Source organism: Rhizobacter sp. P3_B12, from assembly GCF_056402895.1.
In genome coordinates, this window is the sequence record NZ_JBFUGN010001386.1 from 1 (window position 1) to 1,238 (window position 1,238).

At 72.4% G+C, this 1,238-nt stretch carries 1 protein-coding gene; it reads left to right on the plus strand.

Going from position 1 to position 1,238, the window contains the following annotated elements; genetic code table 11:
• Positions 1-53 precede the first annotated feature (53 nt).
• A partial coding sequence (locus AC1D01_RS35460) for a condensation domain-containing protein (protein ID WP_477874320.1) occupies positions 54-1,238 on the plus strand: 1,185 nt, incomplete at its 3' end.

Below are 1,238 nucleotides of genomic sequence, written 5' to 3' on the forward strand. Positions count from 1 at the left end.
CTGGAAGATTCACTGGAATGACGATCGAACTTGCTGCCCTGTCACATCGCTTCGTGCAATTGCCAGCAGGAAAACGCGCGGCGTTCATCGAACGGCTGCGTGCCGAAGGGCTGGATTTCGGCGCGCTGCCGCTGATCGCCCGCGAGCCCGGCATGCCGGCGCCGCTCGCGCCGGCGCAGCGCGCGCTGTGGCTGGCGTGGCAGCGCGCACCGCAGTCGCCGGCCTACAACCTGGCCGGTCGACTGCGCATTCGAGGCGGGTGCAGTGGCGATGACGTGCAGGCCGCCGTGCGACGGTTGGTGCAGCGGCACGAGGTGCTGCGCACGCGGATCGCGCTGGATGCCGAGGGGCAGGCGGTGCAGGCGGTGGACGAGTCGGCGGCATTCGGCTGGTCCGAACACGAGGGAAGCAGCGACGATGCGGCGCGAGACTTCGCCGCGCAGCCGTTCGACCTGGAGCACGGCCCCGTCTTCCGCGCGGCCCTGCACCGCGAGCCCGACGGCACGCTGGCGCTGCTGCTCGGCGTGCACCACATCGCGGCCGACGGCGGCTCGGTGGCGCTGCTGCTGCAGGAGCTCTCGTCGCTGCTGCAGCACCCCACCCAGGCCCTGGCGCCGCTGGCGCTGCAGTACGCCGACCATGCGCAATGGCAGCAACGCTGGCTCGACGCTGGCGAGCTGGCACGCCAGCAGGCCTGGTGGCTCGATGAACTGCGCGATGCGCCGCTCGCCACCACGCTGCCACTGGACCRCACGCGCGGGGCGCAGCGCAGCGCCCGCGGCGCGCTGCTGGGCTTCGGGCTGGCACCCGAGACCGGCGATGCGCTGCTCGCGCTCGCGCGCCGCGACGCCGCCTCGCCCGCGATGGTGACGCTGGCCTTGCTCGCGCTGCTGCTGCACCGCTATGGCGGCGACCGCGACCTGTGCGTCGGCGTGCCGTCGGYGAACCGCGACCGCGCCGAACTGGCCGGCATGGTGGGCCACTTCACGAACGTGCTGGTGCTGCGGCTGCGCATCGACCCGCAGCAGGGCTTCGCGGCCTTGCTGCGCCAGGTGCGCGAACGGCTGCTGGCCGCACGGCAGCAGGCGCACCTGCCGCTGGATCAGCTGGTCGAGGCGCTCGGCATCGAGCGCAGCGCGGGGCTGAATCCGTTGTTCCAGGTGAAATGCGCCTCGCAGGTGACTGGCGGGCAGCAGCCAGCGTCCGACGGCAAGGCGCCTCACAGCCCATGGCAGATC